Genomic DNA, 22,581 nt, shown 5'->3' with positions numbered 1-22,581 from the left:
AGCCCTTCGATCCCCCGACCGCCCGACCTGCCCGCCAGGAGGCTCCTCCCGTGACCCCCCGTCCGCCGTCCCGCTCCTCGTCCGACCCTGCCGCAGCGGCGCCCGACGCCGACGTACCGACCACCTTCCTGCCGGCCCCGGCGCGGCCGGAGGGCGCACCGGACGGTGAGCCGGAGGCCCCGCCCGCCCAGCGCTCCGGGCCCGCCCCGGAGGCGGAGGCGGCCACCACCGAAACCACCACGGAACCCGCCGCGAAGCCGGCGCGGAAGGCCTCGCGCGCCAAGCCGGCCCGCGGTGCCGCCAAGCCCTCCGACGCGCCGGCCACCGAGGTGAAGCCGGCCGCGGCGCCGGGGACCGACGCTCCGGCATCCGAGAAGCCCGCTCCGAAGCGGGCCGCCGCGAAGAAGCCGACGGCCAGGAAGTCCCCCGCCAGGAAGACGGCCGCCGGGAAGTCCACGGCCGGGGCGGGAGCGGCCGGCGCGAAGAAGACCGCCGGGGCCGCCGCGGGGCCGGAGCCGGCCAAGAAGCCCGCGGCCCGCAAGCCCGCGGCGCGGAAGCCCGCCGAGCCGAAGGCCGTCGCCGCCCGCAGCACCGCCACCGTCGGTACCGCCACCGCCCGGGCGGCCGCGAAGCCTCCCGCCGCGCGGGCCGCCGAGGTCCCCGCCGTCGCGGGCGGCAGCGGCGGGGTGCGCCCCGCCCCTCCGCTCGGCGACACCGACCGCGGCCGGCTGCTGTCCGGTACGCACCACGACCCGCACGCGCTGCTCGGCGCGCATCCCGTGCGCGGCGGGGTGCTCTTCCGCGTGCTGCGCCCGTACGCCACCTCGGTGACCGTGCTGGCCAAGGGGCTGCGGGTGGAACTTCCCGAGGAGGGCGACGGCCTGTTCGGCGGGGTGCTGCCGCTGTCGGAGATCCCCGACTACCAGCTGGCGGTCGCCTACGGCACCGGCGAGGACGCGCACGAGGTCACCGTCCACGACCCGTACCGCTTCCTGCCCGCCATCGGCGAGCTGGACCTGCACCTGATCGGCGAGGGCCGGCACGAGGAGCTGTGGCAGGCGCTCGGCGCCCGGGTCATGGAGCACCAGGGCGTGACCGGCACCCGCTTCACGGTGTGGGCGCCGAACGCGCAGGGCGTCCGCGTCGCCGGGAACATGAACTACTGGGACGGCACGGTCTACCCGATGCGCTCCCTCGGCTCCACCGGCGTGTGGGAGCTGTTCATTCCCGGCCTGGGCGAGGGCGAGCTGTACAAGTTCGACATCGCGCGCCCGGACGGCAGCCACACGCTGCGCATCGACCCGATGGCCCGGCGGACCGAGTGCCCGCCCGCCAACGCCTCGGTCATCGACGTCTCGCGCCACGAGTGGGGTGACGCGGAGTGGATGGCGCGCCGCGCCGAACGGCCGGTGCACACCTCCCCGTTCTCCGTCTACGAGGTGCACCTCCCCTCCTGGCGGCCGGGCCTGTCCTACCGCGAACTGGCCGAGCAGCTGCCCGCGTACGTCAAGGACCTGGGCTTCACGCACGTGGAGCTGATGCCGGTCGCCGAGCACCCGTTCGGCGGGTCCTGGGGCTACCAGGTCACCGGCTTCTACGCGCCCACGGCCCGGCTCGGCTCGCCGGACGACTTCAAGTACCTGGTCGACGCGCTGCATCAGGCGGGCATCGGCGTGATCATGGACTGGGTGCCGGCTCACTTCCCGCGCGACGACTGGGCGCTGGCGGAGTTCGACGGACGGCCGCTGTACGAGCACGAGGACCCGGCGCGGGCCGCGCACCCCGACTGGGGCACCCTCGAATTCGACTACGGCCGCACGGAGGTCCGTAACTTCCTCGTCGCCAACGCCGTCTACTGGTGCTCGGAGTTCCACATCGACGGCCTGCGGGTGGACGCCGTGGCCTCGATGCTCTATCTGGACTACTCCCGTGAGCACGGCGAGTGGACGCCCAACCAGCACGGCGGCCGGGAGAACCTCGACGCGGTCGCCTTCCTCCAGGAGATGAACGCCACGGTCTACCGGCGCTGCCCGGGCGTGGTGACCATCGCCGAGGAGTCCACCGCCTGGGACGGCGTCACCCGCGCCACGCACCACGTCGGGCCCGGCGGCTTCGGCGGCCTGGGCTTCGGGCTGAAGTGGAACATGGGCTGGATGCACGACTCGCTGGTCTACATGTCCAAGGAGCCGGTGCACCGCAAGTACCACCACAACGAGATGACGTTCTCGATGGTGTACGCGTACTCCGAGAACTACGTGCTGCCCATCTCGCACGACGAGGTCGTGCACGGCAAGCGGGCGCTGGTCTCGAAGATGCCCGGCGACTGGTGGCAGCAGCGCGCCAACCACCGCGCGTACCTGGGCTTCATGTGGTCCCACCCGGGCAAGCAACTGCTCTTCATGGGGCAGGAGTTCGCGCAGGGCGCCGAGTGGTCCGAGGGGCACGGCCCGGACTGGTGGCTGCTGGACCCGGCGTACTCCGCCGAGCCGGACCACCGCGGCGTCCGCGACCTGGTCCGCGAGCTGAACCGGTTGTACTCCGCCACCCCGGCCCTGTGGGAGCGGGACACCGACCCGGGCGGTTTCTCGTGGATCGACGGCGGCGCGTGGGAGGACAACGTCTTCTCGTTCGTGCGCTACGACGCCGAGGGCGGTCCGCTGCTCGCGGTCTGCAATTTCTCGCCGGTGGTGCGCCACGAGTACCGCCTCGGCGTGCCGGAGAACGTGCCGGCCTGGCGGGAGGTGCTCAACACCGACGAGGAGCGGTTCGGCGGCAGCGGGGTGGTCAACACCGGGCGGCTGAAGTCCGAGCCGGTGCCGTACCACGGCCGGCCCGCGTCCATCGCGCCGGTGCTCCCGCCGCTCGCCACGGTCTGGCTGCGCCCGGAGGGCTGACGGCCGTACGGACGTGCTTGCGGGCCGGTGTCGCACCCCCTGCCCGTACGCACAAGAAAGGGGCCCGCCGGCGTCTGCCGCCGGCGGGCCCCGCTCCCCCGTGATCCCCCGTGCCCCCGTTCACCGGCGACTTCCCGCCGGCCCTGACGACTCTGCCGCTTCACAGCGTCCGGGGACAGTCCCGCCACGGGTTCGTTTCCGGCCCGCTACACCCTGAGACGCAATCGAGAAATTCCGCACGTGATCGCGAACTCCGGACACGGGCGAAGCCCTCGCCGCGGCGCGCGGCGAGGGCTTCGTGGGGCCTGCGGGGCGGGCCGGTCAGACGACCGCCTTCTTGTCGTCGGCGCGGGGCTCCGGGACCTCCGCGTCGGCCTCGGGGGACGGGCCGTGGCCGTCGTCGACGAGGGTCTTCTCGTCGAAGGGGACATTGCCGGCCAGGACCTGGCCCACGCGGGCCTTGTCGATCTCCTTGGTCCAGGTGCCGATCAGGACCGTGGCGACGGCGTTGCCGGCGAAGTTGGTCAGCGCGCGGGCCTCGCTCATGAAGCGGTCGATGCCGACGATCAAGCCGACGCCGTCGACCAGGTCGGGGCGGTGCGACTGGAGGCCGCCGGCCAGGGTGGCCAGGCCCGCGCCGGTGACGCCGGCGGCACCCTTCGACGCGATGATCATGAAGACCAGGAGGGAGATCTGCTCACCGAGGGAGAGCGGTGCGCCCATCGCCTCGGCGACGAACAGCGAGGACATCGTCAGGTAGATGGCGGTGCCGTCGAGGTTGAAGGAGTAGCCGGTCGGGACGGTGATGCCGACCACCGGCTTGCTGACTCCCAGGTGCTCCATCTTCGCGATCAGCCGCGGCAGGGCCGACTCGGAGGAGGAGGTGGAGAGGATCAGCAGGAACTCGCGGCCCAGGTACTTCAGCAGCGCGAAGATGTTCACGCCGGCGACCAGACGCAGCAGCGCGCCGAGGACGACGACCACGAAGAGCAGGCAGGTGACGTAGAAGCCGACCATGATGACGGCGAGGGACTTCAGCGCGTCCAGGCCGGTCTCGCCGACCACCGCGGCGATGGCGCCGAAGGCACCCACCGGCGCCGCCCACATGATCATGGACAGGACGCGGAAGACCAGCCTTTGGAGGTGGCCGATGCCGCGCAGGATCGGCTCGCCCGAGCGGCCCATCGCCTGGAGGCCGAAGCCCACCAGCAGCGCGACCAGCAGGGTCTGCAGCACCTCACCGGTGGTGAAGGCGGACACCAGCGTGTGCGGGATGATGCCGAGCAGGAACTCCGAGGTGGACTCGCCGCCGCCCTCGGTCTGCGCCTGGCCCGCGTCCCGGACCGTCTCGGTCAGGTGCATCCCGGAGCCGGGCTCCAGGATGTTGCCGACGACCAGGCCGATGGCGAGCGCCACGGTCGACATCAGCATGAAGTAGCCGAGCGCCAGGCCGCCGACCGCGCCGACCTTGGCGGCCTTCCGGACCGAGCCGACGCCGAGGACGATCGTGCAGAAGATGACCGGCGAGATCATCATCTTGATGAGGTTCACGAAGCCCGTGCCGAGCGGCTTCAGCTCCACGGCGACACCGGGGGCGATGAAGCCGACGGCGATGCCGAGCACTACGGCGCCGATGACGGCGATGTAGAGGTAGTGGGTGCGGTCACGCTTCTTCGGCGCGGGCGTGCCGGGCTCGCCGGGGGTCCCGCCACCCGGCAGGGTCGTTGCGGCCACGACTGCCTCCTGTCCTCGATTGTCCGGTTCTGCGTGCGACCTGCGGCTCTTGAACGCAAAACAAAGTCCCGGCGACTATGCACCCCCCTCTTGATCACGTCACCCTTACGTACATTTCGTTCATGTAAACGTGACCGGGCAAACTTATGCACATGCGCCTCCCCCGCCCCCGCAGCCTGGCCGGCCAGCTCTTCGCCATGCAGGCCGTCCTCATAGCGGTCGTCGTGGCGGGCTGCGCCGTCTTCGCGTACCTCAACGCGAGCGAGCGGGCCGAGGAGACCGCGCGCCGCCAGACCACCGCCGTCGCCACCTCCGTGGCCGATGCCCCCGGGGTCGCGCGGGCGGTCCGCTCCGAGGACCCCACGCGGCTGCTCCAGCCGTACACCGAGCGGGTGCGCAAGGACGCGGGCGTGGCCTTCGTCGTGGTGATGGACACCGACAAGACCCGGTATACCCATACACGGCCGTCCGCCATCGGCGAGAAGTACCTCGGCCACATCGGTCCGGCGCTGCGCGGCGAGGTCTTCCACGAGACGCACCGGGGGACGCTCGGGCCGTCCGTGCGGGTGGTGGCGCCGGTACGGTCCGGCGGCAAGGTGGTCGCGCTGGTCAGCTCCGGCATCACCGTCGAGACGATCAGCGGCGGGCTGCGCCGCCAGATGCTCTCGCTGATCGCGGTCGCGGCCGGCGCGCTGGCCCTGGGCGGCCTCGGCACGTACGTCGCCAACGCCCGGCTGCGGCGCCACACGCACGGCATGAACGCCGCCGAGCTGAGCCGGCTGCACGACTACCACCAGGCCGCGCTGCACGCCGTACGCGAGGGCCTGCTGCTGCTCGACGGGCGGCGCGCGGTCGCCCTGATCAACGACGCGGGGCGTGAGCTGCTGGGCCTGGCCGGGAACGCGGTGGGCCGGCCGGTCGCGGAGCTCGGGCTGCCCGCGCCGCTCACCGAGGCGCTGCTCTCCCCCGGCCCGCGCGTCGACGAGCTGCACCTGACCGCCGACCGGGTGGTCGTCGTGAACACCGCGCCGGTCGACGGCGGCGAGCGGCGCGGCACGCTGGTCACCCTGCGCGACCACACCGAGCTCCAGGCGCTCTCCGGCGAGCTGGACTCGGTACGCGGCTTCGCCGAGGCGCTGCGCTCCCAGGCGCACGAGGCCGCCAACCGGCTGCACACCGTCGTCTCGCTGATCGAGCTGGGCCGCGCCGAGGAGGCCGTGGAGTTCGCCACCGCCGAGCTGGAGCTGGCGCAGACCCTGACCGACCGGGTGGTGGGCGCGGTCGCCGAGCCGGTACTGGCCGCGCTCCTGCTGGGCAAGGCAGCGCAGGCGAACGAGTACGGTGTGGAGCTGACGCTGACCGAGGACAGCGGGATCGACGACGGACTGCTGCCCGACCGGCTGCCCGCACGCGATCTGGTGACCGTCCTCGGCAACCTCGTCGACAACGCGATCGACGCCGCTTCGGGCGGTCACCCCGCAGGTGAGGCGGGCCGCGTCGTGGTCACGGCCCGCGCCACGGACGGCGAGCTGCTGCTCCGGGTCGCCGACTCCGGGCCCGGCGTGGATCCCGGAAACGCCGAGGAGATCTTCCGGCGCGGCTGGACGACCAAGGAAGCGGGCCCTACGGTGCACGGCCGGGGCCTGGGGCTGGCCATCGTGCGGCAGACCGTGCGCCGCCACGGCGGCACGGTCACGCTGGACCGGGCACCCGAGGGCGGTGCGGCGTTCGCCGTCCGCCTGCCATTGCGGACGGAGCAGCCGGTATGACCCCACAGGACGGCACGGGCGGTGCGCCACCGCCCGACAAGGCCGGCGGCACCCCGCCGCCCCCGGAGGAGGCCCCCATCCGGGTGCTGGTCGTCGAGGACGACCCCGTGGCGGCCGACGCGCACGCGCTGTACGTCGGCCGGATCGCCGGCTTCACCGTCTCCGGTACGGTGCACACCGCCGCCGCGGCCCGCCGCCACCTCGACCAGCACCCCGTCGACCTGCTCCTGCTGGACCTCTTCCTGCCCGACGGGCACGGTCTGCAGCTGGTACGGACGCTGCGCGCGGCCGGGCACACCGCGGACATCTTCGCGGTCACCTCGGCCCGCGACCTGACCGTCGTACGGGAGGGCGTGTCGCTGGGCATCGTGCAGTACGTCCTGAAGCCCTTCACGTTCTCCACGCTGCGCGACCGGCTCACCCGGTACGCCGTCTTCCGCTCGTCGGCGGGCGAGGCCAGCGGCCAGGACGAGGTGGACCGGGCCATCGGCGCGCTGCGGGCACCACAGCCGGCCACCCTGCCCAAAGGGCTCACCCGGGCCACGCTGCGGGTGGTGACCGACGCGCTGCGGGCGGCCCCCGAGGGGCTGTCGGCGGGCACGGCGGCCGAGACGGTGGGCATCTCGCGGATCACCGCACGCCGCTATCTGGAGCACTTGGTGGACGCCGGGCGGGCCGTCCGGGCTCCGCAGTACGGCCACGTCGGACGCCCCGAATTGCGGTACCGCTGGTCGGACCATTGACCTGACCAACCGGTCACCTTACGGTCACCGTGCAGCCCGTCGTGGCCAGTTGGAGGTACTGCTGTGCGTCCTGCCGTCCCGCTGATGTTCCTCTCCGCCGTGCTCGCCGCCGCCACGCTGACCGCCTGCGGCGGCGGCTCCGGGAGCGACCCGGATGTCGTCAAGGTCTCGTTCAAGCAGTCCACCGACAACAAGGTCCGGGTCATGGACACGTACCTGGCCGACATGAAGAAGGAGTTCGAGAAGGCGCACCCGGGCAAGAAGGTGAAGCTGGTGCCGATCAAGGCACCGGACTCCGAGTACTACACGAAGCTCCAGCAGATGCTGCGCTCCCCCAGGACGGCGCCCGACCTCGTCTACGAGGACACCTTCCTCATCAACTCCGACATCACCAGCGGCTACCTGAAGCCCCTCGACCCCTATCTGGAGAAGTGGAAGGACTGGAAACAGTTCATCGACACCGCGAAGACCGCGGCCAGAGGCGAGGACGGCAGGACGTACGGCGTGCCGGACGGCACCGACACCCGCGGCCTCTGGTTCAGCAAGGACATCTTCAGGAAGGCGGGCCTGCCCACGGACTGGCAGCCGAAGAACTGGGACGACATCCTCGACACCGCCCGCACCATCAAGAAGAAGGTCCCCGGCGTCATCCCGCTGAACGTCTACACCGGCAAGCCCGCGGGCGAGATGGCCACGATGCAGGGCTTCGAGATGCTGCTCTACGGCACGGGCGAGGACCCGCTGTACGACCCGGAGCAGAAGAAGTGGGTCGCCGCCGGCAAGGGCTTCAAGGACTCCCTGACGTTCGTGGAGACCGTCTACAAGGAGAAGCTCGGCCCGGACGTCTCCGACGCGCTCGACCCGAACATCGGCACCCGTACCCGTGGCGAGCTGCTGCCCGAGGGCAAGCTCGCCATCAACCTGGACGGCTCCTGGCTGCCCCAGGACTGGATCGAGGGCTCGGGCCACGAGTGGCCCGAGTGGCCGAAGGAGCTGGGCCTCGCGCACATGCCCACACAGGACGGCCGGGCCCCCGGAAAGGTGAGCATGTCGGGCGGCTGGACATGGGCGGTCCCGGCCAAGGCGGGCAACCCGGACCTGGCCTTCGAGTTCATCAAGACCATGCAGACGAAGCAGAACGCGCGGAAGTGGTACATCGCCAACTCCGGCATCGCGGTCCGTAAGGACGTCGCCGAGGACCCGGAGTACGTGAAGGCGCAGCCCGGCATCAAGTTCTTCACGGACCTGGTCGCGCACACCCACTACCGGCCGGCCTACCCCGCGTACCCGAAGGTCTCCACCGCGATCCAGGAAGCCATGGAGGGCGTCACGACGGGTGACACCTCGGTGGCGGAGGCGGCGAGGACCTACGACGAGGAGCTGGACTCGATCACGAACGGCGAAGTGATCAAGAAGTGAGCGCCGTCGGTACGCGCCCGCGCCGCAGCCTGGCGCGGGCCCTGCCGGCGGGCCCCGGCGTCGTCCTGCTGCTGCTCTTCCTCGCGGGCCCGATCGGCTACTGCGTCTACCTCGCCTTCACCGACCTCCAATTGACCGGCCAGGCGGAGTCGTCCTTCGTCGGCCTGGACAACTTCACCGAGGCCTTCGGCGACAAGGACTTCCGCAACGCGGTCTGGCTGACGCTGGTCTTCACGGTCGTCTCGTCCCTGATCGGCCAGAACACCCTGGGCCTGACGCTCGCGGCCCTGATGCAGCGCGCCTCCGGACCGGTGCGCACGCTCACCGGCGGCATCGTGGTGGTGGCCTGGGTACTGCCGGAGGTGGTGGCGGGCTTCCTGCTCTACGCCTTCTTCCGCCGTGAAGGCACCCTGAACGCGGTGCTCGACTGGCTGCACCTGCCGGGCCAGAACTGGCTCTACACCCTGCCGATCCTGGCGGTCTCCTTCGCCAACGTCTGGCGCGGCACGGCCTTTTCGATGCTGGTCTACTCGGCGGCCCTGAACGAGATCCCCAAGGAGATCACCGAGGCCGCCCAGGTCGACGGCGCGAGCGGCCGGCGCCGCATGTGGCACATCACGCTCCCGATGATCCGCCGCTCCATCGGCACCAATCTCATGCTCAACACCCTCCAGACCCTCTCGGTCTTCGGCCTGATCTGGGTGATGACCCGCGGCGGCCCCGGCAACCGCAGCCAGACGCTGCCCCTGTACATGTACGAACAGGCCTTCCAGAACAGCATGATCGGCTACGCGACGGCGGTGGCCCTGCTCCTGCTCCTGGTCGGCTCCCTCTTCTCCCTCGTCTACATGCGCCTGCTGCGCACGGAGGTCTGAGTGCCCGGCTCCGTGAAGCGCACCCCGGCCGCCCGCCGCACCGTCCGCCGCCTCACCGCGGACGCGGCGCTCCTGGTGGTCGCGGCCGCCTTCGTCCTGCCCCTGGCCTGGGTGGTCCTCTCGTCCCTGGACGCGCAGGCCGACCTGCGGGTGAAGGTCCCCGACGAGTTCACCTTCGGCAACTTCGACGCGGTCCTCGTCCCCGACGTCACCTTCACCCCGCTCCTCAACAGCCTGGTCCTGTGCGGCGGAGCGACCCTCCTGACGATCGTCTGCGCGGCCCTGGCGGCCTACCCGCTGTCCCGCTACCGCTCCCGTACGGGCAGCGCCTTCCTGGCCACGATCCTCTTCGCCACCTGCCTGCCGATCACGGCGATCATGGTCCCGGTGTACGCCCTGTTCGTCCAGGTCGAGCTGATCGACACCGTGCACGGGACGATCCTGTTCTTCGCGGCGTCCCAACTCCCCTTCGCCGTATGGCTGATGAAGAACTTCATGGACGGCGTGCCGAAGGAGCTGGAGGAGGCGGCCTGGACCGACGGCGCCTCCTCCATGCAGTCCCTGCTCCGCGTCGTCCTGCCCCTGATGGGTCCGGGCATCGCGGTCGTCACCGTCTACTCCTTCGTCATGATGTGGGGCAACTTCTTCGTCCCCTTCATGCTCCTGCTCGATCCGGAGCAGATGCCCGCCTCGGTCAGCATCAACGACTTCTTCGGCAACCGCGGGACCGTGGTCTACGGCCAGCTCGCGGCCTTCTCCGTCATCTACTCGACCCCGGTGCTGCTCCTGTACGTCCTCATCGCCCGCCGCCTCGGCGGCGGCTTCGCGCTGGGCGGTGCGGTGAAGGGCTGAGCCCCGGCCCGCGGGACGCCAGCCGAAACGGCTCTGGCACGACGGGTGACGCGCGGCCTAGCGTGCCCGGTAGCCATGACGCCGCGAGGAGGCCCGCCATGTCCAGCGTTCCCTCCGCACCGTCCGCCGCTCTGCCGTCCCGCGCCCGCATCGTCGCCGTGCACAGCGGCAAGGTGCTGTGCGTGAGCGAGGCGTCCACCGCCGACGGCGCGCCCGTGATCCAGTTCTCGCGCGGCGCGGACGACCACGAGAAGTTCTCCCTGGAGCCCGCCGGGGACGGCTCGTACCGGCTGATGGCCGAGCACAGCGGCAAGGTGCTGGTCATCGAGGACGTCTCGGAGAAGGAGGGCGCGTGGCTGATCCAGTGGCGCGCGGTCGGCACCGAGAACGAGAAGTTCCTGTTCGAGCCCCAGCCCGGCGGCGCGTACCGCATCGCCGCGCGGCACAGCGGCCAGTACCTCGATGTCGCGGGCGGCGCGACGGGCGACGGCGCGCGGGTCGTCCAGTGGCCGCGCGAGGAGGTGGACCACCAGCTGTTCCGGCTGGAGCCGATGGCCGACGCCGACCGGTGACCCGGCCGGCGAGTCGACCTGGCTGAGCGAGCGCTCAGTAAGCAGTCATCTTTGGCCGAGAATCCTCTCGCCTCCCGCTCACGGTACGTGAAAAAATCACCCACCGTCACAAGATCACTCTCTGCAACCCGTATATTGCTACGAGTTTTCGAAGCGAAGAGCAGAACTACCCGCGTAGACATATCCCGGTCCTTTACGGTGTGGCCGTGCACACGCCAGACAGGGGCGAGCGCCGCCCACCCTTCGACGCCCAGGCAGCCAAGCGCATGCGCGAGGCTCTCGGCATGACGCCCGCGCACGTCGCGTACGGCATCAACGCCGCGTACGGAAAACCGATTCAGCCACGGACGATCGCCGCATGGGAGCGCGGCGAGGGCTCGCCGACGGAGAGCGAGCTGAACGCGCTCGCGGGCGCCCTGTGGTGCGCGCCCGGCGATCTGCTCGGCACCCCCGACACACTGCGCGAGTACCGCATAGCCCGGGGCATCGCCGCCGACGACCTCGCGCTGCGCATCGGAATGGAGATCCCGGCGTACGAGCGGATGGAGGCCACCGGGCAGTGGCAGGGCAACGACCGGCAGGCCGCGGCGCTCAAGGTCGAGCTGGACCTCCCGCTGCCCGCGCTGATCCGGCTGACCGGCCGCGAGCAGCAGCTGGCGGAGATGCTGCGCAGCGCCGCGACGACGCGCTGGCAGGCGTACGTGCGCCCGGTGTACAAGTCACTGGGGCTGCCGAAGCCGCGGGTGCAGAAGGCGCTGGAGTTCCTGTTCGAGGAGTACCACCGGCGGATGGCCGGGACCCTGGGCTGGGGCGGCGGCGTGGAGACCGCCGCGGAGTCCAGCGACGCGGGCCGCGAATTCCTGGCCGACGTGCTGGCCCACTTCTGGGACCAGGTCGGGGAGGCGTGAGCCGTTCCCGGCCCCGACGGACCGGGCGCCGGGAACGGCCCGGCCGGGTCAGAAGACCGACTCGGCCTCGTGCATACGGTCGGCCGGCACGGTCTTGAGGTGGGTGACCGCCTCGGCGAGCGGCACCATCGTGATGTCCGTGCCGCGCAGCGCGGTCATCTTGCCGAATTCGCCGCGGTGCGCGGCCTCGACGGCGTGCCAGCCGAAGCGGGTGGCGAGCACCCGGTCGTACGCGGTGGGGGTGCCGCCGCGCTGGACGTGGCCGAGGATGACCGGGCGGGCCTCCTTGCCGAGCCGCTTCTCCAGCTCGACGGCGAGCTTGGTGCCGATGCCCTGGAAGCGCTCGTGACCGAACTGGTCGATCTCGCCCTTGGCGTAGTCCATCGTGCCCTCGGCGGGGTGCGCGCCCTCGGCGACGCAGACGACGGCGAACTTCTTGCCCCGCGCGAAGCGCTCCTCGACCATCTTGACCAGGTCGTTCACGTCGAAGGGCCGCTCGGGGAGGCAGATGCCGTGGGCGCCGCCGGCCATGCCGGACTCCAGCGCGATCCAGCCCGCGTGGCGGCCCATGACCTCCACGACCATGACCCGCTGGTGCGACTCGGCGGTGGTCTTCAGGCGGTCGATGGCCTCGGTCGCCACGCCGACGGCCGTGTCGAAGCCGAAGGTGCGGTCGGTGGAGGAGATGTCGTTGTCGATGGTCTTCGGCACACCGACCACCGGCAGGCCCGCGTCGGCGAGCATCCGGGCCGCGGTGAGCGTGCCCTCGCCGCCGATCGGGATGAGCACGTCGATGCCGTACTCCTTCGACATGTCCTTGGCGTCCTCGCAGGCCTGGCGCAGCCGGGCGCGCTCCAGGCGGGAGGAGCCGAGGATCGTGCCGCCGCGGGCGAGGATGCCGCCGACGGCGTCGAGGTCGAGCTTGCGGTAACGGCCGTCGAGCAGACCCTTGAAGCCGTCCTCGAAGCCGATGACCTCGTCGTCGTGGCCCGTGACGGCGCGGTGCACCACAGAGCGGATCACGGCGTTGAGGCCGGGGCAGTCGCCGCCCGCGGTCAGGACTCCGATACGCATCGTGCTGAGTCTCCTGTGCTCGATGTTGGTTCTGGTGAGCCGATGCGATTGTTTCACGGGCCGGTGACCGGTGACCTCACGCGCCTCGGGTACTCCGTCTCCGGGTACCCCGCACACGGGTCCTCACCCGCCTCCCGCACCCGCCTTCGCCCACCGGCACCGACCATGGACACTGGGAGAGAGCGGCTTATCCACTGGCGCAGGTATTGTCAAGGGGGGCAAGGCCACCATATCGGGTAATTTTTCCCCGTGAGCAACGGAAAAGGACGGAGATCGCACGTGACGCGGAGCGTGTACGTGACCGGCATCGGCCGCGGCGACGGACGCCAGGTCATCGAGCTGGGGGTCATGGAACTGCTGACCCGCCATGTCGACCGGGTCGGCGTCTTCCGCCCGCTCGTGCACGACGACGGCCCGGACCGCCTCTTCGACCTGCTGCGGTCGCGGTACCGCCTCACCCAGCCCGCCGACTCGGTGTACGGCATGGGGTACGAGGAGGCGAACGCCCTCCAGGCCGAGCAGGGCACCGACGAGCTGGTCTCCCGGCTGGTGGACCGCTTCCTGGACGTCGCCAGGGAGTACGACTACGTCCTGGTGCTGGGCACGGACTACGCCGACACCGGCCTGCCCGACGAGCTGAGCCTGAACGCCCGGCTGGCGAACGAGTTCGGCGCCTCGGTGCTGCCGGTCGTCGCGGGCCGCGACCAGGAGCCGGAGTCGGTACGGGACGAGGCACGCAACGCCTACCGCGCCTTCGACTCCATGGGCTGCGACGTGGTCGCCATGGTCGTGAACCGGGTCGCCGCCGCCGACCGCACGGCCGTCGTGGAGCGGCTGGCCACCCACCTCCCGGTGCCCTGCTACGCGCTCCCCGAGGAGCCCTCGCTCTCCGCGCCGACCGTCTCCCAGATCGCGCACGCGCTCGGCGGCGAGGTGCTGCTCGGCGACGACTCCGGGATGGCCAGGGACGCCAGGAACTTCGTCTTCGGCGGCGCCATGCTGCCGACGTTCCTCAAGGCGCTGACCGACGGCAGCCTGGTCGTCGCGCCCGGCGACCGCGCTGACCTGATCATCGGCGCGCTCGCCGCGCACAGCGCGGGCGCCCCGCCCATCGCCGGCGTGCTGCTCACCCTGGGCGAGCGCCCCGGCCCCGACATCATGGCGCTGGCCGCCCGGCTGGCCCCCGGTACGCCGGTGATATCCGTGCCCGGCGGGTCCTTCCCCACGGCGGCCGAGCTGTTCGCCATCGAGGGCAAGCTGAGCGCCGCCTCGCCGCGCAAGGCGGAGACCGCGCTGGGCCTGTTCGAGCGGCACGTGGACACCGTCGAGCTGACCAAGCGCATTTCGGTCCTGAAGTCCGACCGCGTGACGCCGATGATGTTCGAGCACGAGCTGATCGAGCGGTCCCGGTCCGGGCGCCGCCGGGTCGTGCTGCCCGAGGGCACCGAGGAGCGCGTGCTGCGCGCCGCCGACGTGCTGCTCCGCCGCGACGTGTGCGACCTGACCCTGCTGGGTGAGGAGGACGCGATCCGCAAGCGGGCCGCCGACCTCTCCATCGACCTGGGCGACGCGCAGATCATCGACCCGCAGACCGCGCCGGTGCGCGAGCGCTTCGCCGAGCGGTACGCGGAGCTGCGCGCCCACAAGGGCGTCACGTACGAGCTGGCGTACGACGTGGTCGCCGACGTCTCCTACTTCGGCACCCTGATGGTGCAGGAGGGCTTGGCCGACGGCATGGTGTCGGGCGCCGTGCACTCCACCGCCGCCACGATCCGGCCCGCCTTCGAGGTCATCAAGACCAAGCAGGACGCCGCGATCGTCTCGTCGGTCTTCTTCATGTGCCTGGCCGACCGGGTCCTGGTGTACGGCGACTGCGCGGTCAACCCGGACCCGAACGCCGAGCAGCTGGCCGACATCGCCATCCAGTCCGCGGCCACCGCCGCGCAGTTCGGCGTCGAGCCGCGGATCGCGATGCTGTCGTACTCCACCGGCACCTCCGGCTCCGGCGCCGACGTGGACAAGGTGCGCAAGGCCACCGAGCTGGTCCGCGAGCGCCGCCCCGACCTGCTGGTCGAGGGCCCGATCCAGTACGACGCCGCGGTGGACGCCGACGTCGCCCGCACCAAGCTGCCGGACTCCGAGGTCGCGGGCCGGGCCACCGTGCTGGTCTTTCCGGACCTGAACACCGGCAACAACACCTACAAGGCCGTGCAGCGGTCGGCCGGCGCGGTCGCCGTCGGCCCGGTCCTGCAGGGCCTGCGCAAGCCGGTCAACGACCTCTCGCGCGGCGCCCTGGTCCAGGACATCGTCAACACCGTCGCGATCACGGCCATCCAGGCCCAGGGCGGCGCGGCCCCGGCCGGCCGCTGACCCCGTCCCTCCGTACCCCTCCCGTACCCGACCCGAAAGCTTCTCCATGACTACCGACGCCACCCGAGTCCTCGTCCTGAACTCCGGATCCTCCTCGCTGAAGTACCAGCTGCTGGACATGAACGGGGGCGCCCGGCTGGCGGTGGGGCTGGTCGAGCGGATCGGCGAGCAGACCTCGCGGCTGGTGCACTCCCCGCTGGCCACCGGCGGGGAGAAGCGCGAGCGCGAGGAGCGGATGGCCGACCACGACGCCGCGCTGAAGGCCGTCGCGGACGAGCTGTCCGCGGACGGGCTGGGCCTGGACTCCCCCGAGCTGGCCGCGATCGGCCACCGGGTGGTGCACGGCGGCCTGAAGCTCACCGAGCCGACCGTGATCGACGACGCGGTGCTCAAGGAGATCGAGCGGCTGGTGCCGGTGGCGCCGCTGCACAACCCCGCCAACATCACCGGCATCCGGACCGCGCAGCGGCTGCGCCCGGACCTGCCGCAGGTCGCGGTCTTCGACACCGCCTTCCACTCCACGATGCCGGAGTACGCGGCCCGGTACGCGATCGACGTGGAGACCGCGGACGCGCACCGCGTGCGCCGGTACGGCTTCCACGGCACCTCGCACGCGTACGTCTCACGCGAGACCGCCAGGCTGCTGGGCAAGGACCCGTCCGAGGTCAACGTCATCGTGCTGCACCTGGGCAACGGCGCCTCCGCCTCGGCGGTGGCCGGCGGCCGCTGCGTCGACACCTCGATGGGCCTGACGCCGCTGGAGGGCCTGGTCATGGGCACCCGCTCGGGCGACATCGACCCGGCGGTGATCTTCCACCTGGAGCGCAACGCCGGGATGTCCAGCGACGAGATCGACGCCCTGCTCAACAAGAAGAGCGGCCTGATGGGGCTCTGCGGCGACAACGACATGCGGGAGATCCGGCGGCGCATCGACGAGGGGGACGAGCAGGCGGCGCTCGCGTTCGACATCTACATACACCGGCTGCGCAAGTACATCGGCGCCTACAGCGCGGTACTGGGCCGGGTCGACGCGGTGGCGTTCACCGCGGGCGTCGGCGAGAACTCCGCGCCCGTACGGGAGGCCGCGGTGCGGGGCCTGGAGGAGATGGGGCTCGCGGTGGACGCGCGGCTGAACGCCGAGCGGTCCGGCGAGGCGCGCATCATCTCGCCCGAATACTCCCGGGTCGCGGTGGCCGTGGTGCCGACCGACGAGGAGCTGGAGATCGCCAACCAGACATACGCACTGGTCAGCGCCTAGTTATCGGCGCTTCCGCCAGGTGGAATATTCCGCTCTGAAACAAACCGATAGGATTCAGCCCATGCGCCGTTCGAAAATCGTCTGCACCCTGGGCCCCGCCGTTGACTCCTTCGATCAGCTCAAGACGCTGATCGAAGCCGGTATGAACGTGGCCCGTTTCAACATGAGCCATGGCACCCACGCGGAGCACGAGGAGCGGTACCACCGCCTCCGCAAGGCCGCCGAGGAGACCGGCCGCGCCGTCGGTGTCCTCGCCGACCTCCAGGGCCCGAAGATCCGCCTGGAGACCTTCGCCGACGGTCCGGTGGAGCTGGTGCGCGGTGACGAGTTCGTCATCACCACCGAGGACGTGCCCGGTGACAAGACCATCTGCGGCACCACGTACAAGGGCCTGCCCGGCGACGTCTCCAAGGGCGACCCGGTCCTGATCAACGACGGCAACGTCGCGCTCCAGGTGGTCGAGGTCGACGGCCCCCGCGTGCGCTGCATCGTCATCGAGGGCGGTGTCATCTCCGACCACAAGGGCATCAACCTGCCCGGCGCCGCGGTGAACGTCCCCGCGCTGTCCGAGAAGGACATCGAGGACCTGAAGTTCGCCCTGGACATGGGCTGCGACCTGGTCGCGCTGTCCTTCGTGCGGGACGCCAAGGACGTCCAGGACGTGCACCGCGTCATGGACGAGGTCGGCCGCCGGGTGCCGGTGATCGCCAAGGTGGAGAAGCCGCAGGCGGTCGCCAACATGGAAGAGGTCGTCGCGGCCTTCGACGGCGTGATGGTGGCCCGCGGTGACCTGGCGGTGGAGTACCCGCTGGAGAAGGTCCCGATGGTGCAGAAGCGCCTGGTGGAGATGTGCCGCCGGAACGCGAAGCCGGTGATCGTGGCGACCCAGATGATGGAGTCGATGATCACCAACTCGCGGCCGACCCGCGCCGAGGCCTCCGACGTCGCCAACGCGATCCTGGACGGCGCGGACGCGGTCATGCTCTCCGCGGAGTCCTCGGTCGGCCAGTACCCGATCCAGACCGTCAAGACGATGTCGAAGATCGTCGAGGCGGCCGAGGAGGAGCTGCTGTCCAAGGGCCTGCAGCCGCTGGTCCCGGGCAAGAAGCCGCGCACCCAGGGCGGCGCCGTGGCCCGCGCGGCCGCCGAGATGGCCGACTTCCTGAACGGCAAGGCGCTGGTGGCCTTCACCAAGTCCGGTGACACGGCCCGCCGGCTGTCCCGCTATCGCGCGACCCAGCCGATCCTGGCCTTCACCACCGACGTCTCGACCCGCAACCAGCTCTCGCTGAGCTGGGGCGTGGAGACCTTCGTCGTGGAGCACGTCAACACCACCGACGCCATGGTGGACCTGGTCGACTCCGAGCTGCTGAAGCTCAAGCGGTACAACGCCGGCGACACCATGATCATCACGGCTGGTTCGCCCCCCGGCGTCCCCGGCACCACCAACATGGTCCGGGTGCACCACCTGGGCGGCGAGCGCGGCTGACGCGCCCCGTACGTACGCGAAGGCCCCGCTCCTCCGAGGAGGAGCGGGGCCTTCGCGGTGCGGCTCCCGGAACGGCTTGCGCGGGCCGGGCGGACCCGGACCGGCGGCGATGCCTCAGGTCATGTACTGCTGCAGGCCCGGGACGTGCAGGTTGCCGCCGAACTGGCCGGCCTGGTCGATCTTCACCTTGGTGAAGTAGGCGAACGGCGTGTTGATGGGCGGCGGGTGCTCCGGGTCGAACGTCACGGGGATCAGCCCGAAGAGGTTGCCCTGCAGCTTCTCGGTGTACATCGTCACCTTGCCGCCGCGGATCGTGGACGTGGAGCCCTCGCGCGCCTGGACGTGGTACTTCTTCCCGGACGTCGGGTCGTCGACGATCTGGTGCAGGTCGCCGATGTCCACGCTGTCGGCGGTGAACTTCAGGGCCTGCTTGGTGCTGCCGTTCTGGGTGGTGACGTTGACGACGCCCTCGTAGTCCAGGCCGCGCAGGGTGAGCGCGGAGGACTCCAGGTGCCAGGGGTCGTCGGGCAGGGTGACGGGGGTCTGCTCGTCCTTGCCCTTCTGCTTGTTCTCGACGACGCAGGGGTAGCCCTTCTTGCCGTCGGCGTCCGTGCCGTCGAGGCCGCCGCCGGGCAGGACGTTGTCGACGGTGCCCACGGCACCGTGGACGGTGTCCTTGACCGTCTTCTCCCCGTCGCCGTGACGGGTGACGCCGTCCAGGGTGTCCTCGACCGGCTTGGTCACCTTGTCGGTGGCGGAACCGGAGTCCTCGGTCTTCGTGTCGTCGGACGTGGCCTCCTCGGACGCGGTGTCCTCGGACGCCGACGGGCTCGGGCTCGGCGAGGCGGTGGACTCCTCTTCGGCCGAGTCACCGCCGCCGAGCAGACCGCCGAGCGCGTCACCGACGCCGCCCAGCAGGCCGCCGTCCTTCTCCTCCTCCTCGGGGGAGGCGGACGGCGACGGCGTGGCGGAGTCCGACGGCTCACCGCCCTCCGGGCCGGCGGACGGCTCGGACGTCTTGTCCTCGTCCGTGCCGGAGGGCGAGGCGGACGGCTCGGCGGTGTCCGCGCCGCCCTTCGCACCGTCCTTCTTGTCCTTGTCCTTCGCCTTGGCGTCGTCCTCGGCCTTGGCGTCCTGCTCGTCCACCTTGTCCGGCGCGGTCACGCACGGACCGTTCCGGAAAGGGCTCTCCGGGGGCTTGGGCTTGGCCATGGCCAGCTGGGGCGTGAGCCCCATGCCCATGAGCACGGCGGAGGGCATGGCGGCGATGGCGATCGCCTTGCCGGCGGGCACGTGCAACCGCGTCAGCAGCGGCTTCCTCGGCGCCGCGTGCCGCCCGGATCTCGCCCCGGCGGCTGCGCCCTCGTCGTGCAGCTCGTCACCCGGCACGGTGCCTCCCGTTCGTCCCGTTGGTCGGGCTCTTACCTGACAGGTCGTCCAGTACGCCGCGCGAACCGCCCGCTCCGGCCGCCGCGGGCCGCCCGCCGCCGAACGCGTCGAACCCGTCGCCGGCGCCGTCGTCCGCACGCCCGCGGGGACCGTCGGTGTCCTCGGCGGCACCGGCCCTGGCCGGCTTGCCGGGGGCCCAGGAGACCGCCAGCGCACCGCCGATCAGTCCCAGCAGGAAGCCGATCAGGAAGGCACCGAAGTTGGAGACGACCAGGGACACCAGCGACAGCAGGATCGCCGCGACACCGGCGAACACCCGTGAAGCGGGCTGGAACCACATGGTCAGACCGAGCACGACCAGCAGCACGCCGATGATCAGCGAGCCTGCTCCCGCCGTCGTCGCCATGCGGACGGTCAGGGAACCGATCGTGAGGTTCGCGTAGGGGATGTACATGATCGGGATGCCGGCCAGCAGGGTCAGCAGCCCCGCCCAGTACGGGCGTTGTCCACGCCAAACCCGGAAGGAACGGCGCTGCCGGCCGATTGTCTCGCTCAGCCGTGGTCGCGTGTCGGCGCTCATCTCGTACAGCTCCTCGGGACTGGCAATTCGGTGGTACGTGAGCTGGTGGTGCTCGGTGCTGTCGGAAGGACCGGCGCACGGGCACAGGGATACGGCCTGGGGCCTGGTATCGGCTCCCCCGTGCCCGCACGCTCAGTGCGTCAGTAGCACTCGTTCTTGCCCTTGGAGACCTTCATCTTCAGGCCGCTGAGCTTGAACGTTCCGGCCGTGGTCGCCCAGGCCGTCTGCTTGACACCGGTCAGGGTGGCCGTGTCGGCCTCCTGGGCGAACGAACCGGGATCGGCCTTGTCGCCCTTCTTGATGCCGGGGCCCTTGGACGTCGAACCCGCGGCAACACCGATGTTGATGTTGTTGAAGGTCGCGTCCGCCTCGAGCTGGTCCAGGTCGATGTAGAGGTTCTTCGCCTCGACCGGGGTGCTACCGCCGCCCGCCTGGAGCTTCATCGACACGTCGCCGAAGACCGGGACGGGCACGACGACGGACTGGCACAGGTTCTTGATCTTGGCGTTGGAGAACGCCGAGACCGCCACCGGGATCTGCTTGCCGCCCTTCTGGGCGTCAACGGCGCCGTACTGGACGAACCCGGTGCCGTCCAGGCGGTCGGTCGACACCTTGAACTGCTGGCCGGACACGCTGAACGACGCGGCCAGCGCACCCTGCGAAAGGGCCACGCCGATCGCGGCCGTCGCAGCGACGCTCGGCACCATGACGACGGCGAACCGCTTCCATCTGGTCCCGCCACGAGCCAGGGACTCCATGACTTTCCTCCTTCTCGGACGTACATCTCCGGCGCCGGCCGCCCGGTCATGGACACGGCCGCACCTGGGATGGGAGAAGTGCTACGTCCTCGGGAAGGAGAGCGCCCGCTTCGGAGGACTTGCGTTCCGAACCACCGGCGATCACCCCCGAGCGACAACCACTGGCCACGCTCTCGCGCAACCTCTCTGGACAGGCTCCGCCGGTACGGCGAAGACCCCCCTGTCCTCGGCCGGCGCCACTGCCGCCGGCCCACTCGGTGGGGACCCGCCTCCCGCGCGCTTCCCGGCCGGCTGCCGGACTGCGGGGTGACGGACCGAGCTTGGCTGATCGTGGTCCATTCGGAGCCGCCGCACAAGGGGCTCGTTACCTACCAGTAACAGGCAACCGATCCGGCGCGCACCGAGCGAGATCATCCGGGTACACAGGGTCGCCTTTAACGCGGAAGAAACATCCGTAAATTACGCCCAAAACACGGCAAGCCATCCCAGCGGGCTTACTCCAAGTAACAGCGGCCACGATTACCAAGTTTTGGTAAAACGTGGCCGCCGTTCCGTTTGAGGAGGAAGGACTTGGCGAGTCGTCAGAACAGGACGCGAGCCAGCGCCGTGCGCGCGCTCACGACGCGCGGATCGTCGGCGCCGATGACCTCGAAAAGCTCCAGCAGCCGCACCCGCGCGGCCTCACGGTCGTCGCCCGCGGTGCGCCTCACGACGTCGACCAGCCGCCCGAAGGCGTCCTCCACGTGCCCGCCGACCAGGTCGAGGTCGGCCGCCCGGATCTGGGCCTGCACGTCACCGGGGCTGTCGGCCGCCTCCTTGCGCACGGCCTGCGGGTCGAGGTCCTGCACCCGGTGCAGCAGCTCGGCCTGCGCGAGCCCCAGCTTGGCCTCGGCGTTGGCCGGGTCGTCGGAGAGCACGTTCTTGTACGCCTGGATCGCGCCGCCGAGGTCGCCGGAGTCCAGCGCCTGGGTCGCCGCCTCCAGCAGCGCGTCGTACGGACCGGCCGGCACCGGCGCCTCGGCCGGCTCGGCGCCCTGCGCCGCCGGGTCGACCGGCGCGCCGACGATGCCGAACTGCTGCTCGGCCGCCTGGATCAGCTGGTCCAGCACCTGCCGGATCTGCGCCTCCGGGGCCGCGCCCTGGAACAGCGGGATCGGCTGGCCGGCGACGACGGCGAACACCGCCGGGATGCCCTGCACGCCGAACTGCTGGAACAGGGCCTGGTTCTTGTCTACGTCGATCTTGGCGAGCACGAACTTGCCGGCGTACTCCCCCGCCAGGCGCTCCAGCAGCGGGCCCAGCTGCTTGCACGGCTCGCACCACTCGGCCCAGAAGTCGATGACGACCGGCACTTCGGTGGAGCGCTGCAGGATCTCCTGCTGGAACCCCGCCTCGTCGACATCGACCACGAGCCGGCCGGCCGCCGGGGCCTGGCCGGTACGCGCCGCCTCGGCGCGCGACTGTTCCGCCTTCTGCTTCGCTTCCCCGGCCGCCTTCACCGCGGCGAGGTCGACCACTCCACTCATGGACATATTGCGTGGCTGCATGGCCCCATCCTCCCCCCTGAGCGGGCAGTTCCGGAAAGCGGTGCGGAAAATCCAGGGCCCCCATGGCCCTGGACCCCGCGGGGTGAGCTCCGCGCCCGGCCGCACATCCCGCCGGATTGCCTGAAGCGGGCCGGATACGGAGCTCTGTGGTGGTCCCGAGGAGGACCGGTCTGTGGGCACGGCCCTCACGGAGGGCCGGCGTGGCCGGGGGTCCCCACCCACGGCCGATGTGGCGTCGCTCTTTCGCTACGAGTCGTAGCGTAACTCTCCGGTCCCCCGCCGCCGCAAGCGTGCCGGCCGGCCGCGTCCGTGATCTGTCTCACCCGCCGCGTGGGCCACTCGCCTACCGG

The 22,581-nt window shown here is 71.0% G+C and carries 17 protein-coding genes; 11 read left to right on the top strand and 6 right to left on the bottom strand.

The window, feature by feature from the left end; translation table 11 throughout:
* Positions 1–50 precede the first annotated feature (50 nt).
* The gene (gene glgB / locus AAC944_RS25330) at positions 51–2,894 is read left to right on the top strand and encodes a 1,4-alpha-glucan branching enzyme (protein WP_078888838.1); all 2,844 of its coding nucleotides are present in this window, start codon (positions 51–53) and stop codon (positions 2,892–2,894) included.
* 321 nt (positions 2,895–3,215) lie between these two features.
* Here the strand turns inward: glgB and AAC944_RS25325 are convergent, their stop codons facing one another.
* Complete coding sequence (locus tag AAC944_RS25325; RefSeq protein WP_030621341.1) at positions 3,216–4,628, bottom strand: cation:dicarboxylate symporter family transporter; 1,413 nt, start codon at positions 4,626–4,628, stop codon at positions 3,216–3,218.
* A gap of 152 nt (positions 4,629–4,780) precedes the next feature.
* On the opposite strand from AAC944_RS25325, the gene AAC944_RS25320 reads away from it, so the two are divergent.
* The 7 genes from AAC944_RS25320 (at position 4,781) to AAC944_RS25290 (ending at position 11,766) form a co-directional block, all read left to right on the top strand.
* A complete protein-coding gene (locus tag AAC944_RS25320; protein WP_030621339.1) occupies positions 4,781–6,397 on the top strand; it encodes a sensor histidine kinase in 1,617 nt (538 codons plus the stop codon).
* The gene (locus AAC944_RS25315; RefSeq protein ID WP_078888837.1) at positions 6,394–7,140 is read left to right on the top strand and encodes a response regulator; all 747 of its coding nucleotides are present in this window, start codon (positions 6,394–6,396) and stop codon (positions 7,138–7,140) included. The genes AAC944_RS25320 and AAC944_RS25315 overlap by 4 nt, the downstream gene beginning before the upstream one ends.
* Positions 7,141–7,224: 84 nt before the next feature.
* The gene (locus tag AAC944_RS25310) at positions 7,225–8,559 is read left to right on the top strand and encodes an extracellular solute-binding protein (RefSeq protein ID WP_107054222.1); all 1,335 of its coding nucleotides are present in this window, start codon (positions 7,225–7,227) and stop codon (positions 8,557–8,559) included.
* Positions 8,556–9,434 carry a carbohydrate ABC transporter permease gene (locus AAC944_RS25305; protein WP_030621331.1) on the top strand — a complete coding sequence of 293 codons (879 nt, stop codon included), beginning with the start codon at positions 8,556–8,558 and terminating at the stop codon, positions 9,432–9,434. Before AAC944_RS25310 ends, AAC944_RS25305 begins: the two co-directional genes overlap by 4 nt.
* 12 nt (positions 9,435–9,446) lie before the next feature.
* Positions 9,447–10,286, top strand: coding sequence for a carbohydrate ABC transporter permease (locus AAC944_RS25300; RefSeq protein ID WP_030621330.1), 840 nt, complete (start codon positions 9,447–9,449; stop codon positions 10,284–10,286).
* 98 nt (positions 10,287–10,384) lie between these two features.
* The gene (locus AAC944_RS25295; RefSeq protein WP_051872198.1) at positions 10,385–10,858 is read left to right on the top strand and encodes an RICIN domain-containing protein; all 474 of its coding nucleotides are present in this window, start codon (positions 10,385–10,387) and stop codon (positions 10,856–10,858) included.
* Positions 10,859–11,064: 206 nt separating this feature from the next.
* On the top strand, positions 11,065–11,766 hold the full coding sequence (locus AAC944_RS25290; protein ID WP_037772990.1) for a helix-turn-helix domain-containing protein: 702 nt from the start codon (positions 11,065–11,067) through the stop codon (positions 11,764–11,766).
* A 48-nt stretch (positions 11,767–11,814) separates the two neighbouring features.
* On the opposite strand, the gene AAC944_RS25285 is transcribed toward AAC944_RS25290, so the two are convergent.
* Positions 11,815–12,840 (bottom strand): ATP-dependent 6-phosphofructokinase, encoded by a 1,026-nt coding sequence (locus AAC944_RS25285; RefSeq protein ID WP_030621323.1) that lies wholly within the window; start codon positions 12,838–12,840, stop codon positions 11,815–11,817.
* Between the two features lie 279 nt (positions 12,841–13,119).
* On the opposite strand from AAC944_RS25285, the gene pta reads away from it, so the two are divergent.
* From pta to pyk, 3 genes are all read left to right on the top strand, one after another.
* Entirely contained in the window at positions 13,120–15,210 is a 2,091-nt protein-coding gene (pta, locus tag AAC944_RS25280) for a phosphate acetyltransferase (RefSeq protein WP_030621321.1), read from the top strand.
* Between the two features lie 46 nt (positions 15,211–15,256).
* Positions 15,257–16,468 (top strand): acetate kinase, encoded by a 1,212-nt coding sequence (locus AAC944_RS25275; protein WP_030621318.1) that lies wholly within the window; start codon positions 15,257–15,259, stop codon positions 16,466–16,468.
* Between the two features lie 61 nt (positions 16,469–16,529).
* Positions 16,530–17,957: a pyruvate kinase gene (gene pyk / locus AAC944_RS25270; RefSeq protein ID WP_030621316.1), complete on the top strand. Its 1,428-nt coding sequence runs from the start codon at positions 16,530–16,532 to the stop codon at positions 17,955–17,957.
* A gap of 114 nt (positions 17,958–18,071) precedes the next feature.
* Here pyk and AAC944_RS25265 read toward each other — a convergent pair whose 3' ends face one another.
* From AAC944_RS25265 to AAC944_RS25250, 4 genes are all read right to left on the bottom strand, one after another.
* The gene (locus tag AAC944_RS25265; protein ID WP_030621313.1) at positions 18,072–19,346 is read right to left on the bottom strand and encodes a hypothetical protein; all 1,275 of its coding nucleotides are present in this window, start codon (positions 19,344–19,346) and stop codon (positions 18,072–18,074) included.
* A complete protein-coding gene (locus AAC944_RS25260; RefSeq protein ID WP_030621310.1) occupies positions 19,336–19,926 on the bottom strand; it encodes a DUF6114 domain-containing protein in 591 nt (196 codons plus the stop codon). Before AAC944_RS25260 ends, AAC944_RS25265 begins: the two co-directional genes overlap by 11 nt.
* Positions 19,927–20,066: 140 nt before the next feature.
* A complete protein-coding gene (locus AAC944_RS25255; RefSeq protein WP_030621308.1) occupies positions 20,067–20,684 on the bottom strand; it encodes a DUF6230 family protein in 618 nt (205 codons plus the stop codon).
* A gap of 581 nt (positions 20,685–21,265) precedes the next feature.
* On the bottom strand, positions 21,266–22,231 hold the full coding sequence (locus AAC944_RS25250; protein ID WP_030621306.1) for a tetratricopeptide repeat protein: 966 nt from the start codon (positions 22,229–22,231) through the stop codon (positions 21,266–21,268).
* Positions 22,232–22,581: the final 350 nt, after the last annotated feature.

It is taken from the genome of Streptomyces sclerotialus (assembly GCF_040907265.1).
GTDB lineage: Bacteria > Actinomycetota > Actinomycetes > Streptomycetales > Streptomycetaceae > Streptomyces > Streptomyces sclerotialus.
Note: the sequence above shows the minus strand (reverse complement) of the source record. Positions and strands in the feature narration are given on the sequence as shown.